1 protein-coding gene is annotated in these 317 nt (G+C 57.7%); it reads left to right on the top strand.

The features are described from left to right. Nucleotides 1-53 precede the first annotated feature (53 nt). The coding region (locus BC363_RS35725; RefSeq protein ID WP_210183666.1) for a hypothetical protein at nucleotides 54-317 on the top strand (264 nt) is incomplete at its 3' end.

Here is a 317-nt window from a genome sequence, read left to right as displayed (position 1 = left end):
GCCGTCAAACCGGAGGGGTCCGTTTGTGCTAGCCGTGTGCTAGGGTATTTTGAATGCAAAAAGGGCTCCGATTTTCCTCGAAGCCCTTTGATATTGCTCGTAAACTTTGGGTGCGAGGGCGTGCTTTGGGGATTTTGTCCCGCTGCGCCGGCGTTGGCCTGCTGGCGGGATGCTTTCGTGGCGCTCAACTGCCCGGCCTGTTGGGCTGCAGAACGTCAAAAAGCCCGCGGACATTGCTGTCCTGCGGGCTTTGTTTGATCTGGTTGCGGGGGCAGGATTTGAACCTGCGGCCTTCAGGTTATGAGCCTGACGAGCTA

Origin of the sequence: Ensifer sp. LC384 (genome assembly GCF_001695865.1) — a bacterium.
Taxonomy (GTDB): domain Bacteria; phylum Pseudomonadota; class Alphaproteobacteria; order Rhizobiales; family Rhizobiaceae; genus Ensifer.
This window is presented reverse-complemented; position numbering and strand designations above follow the sequence as displayed.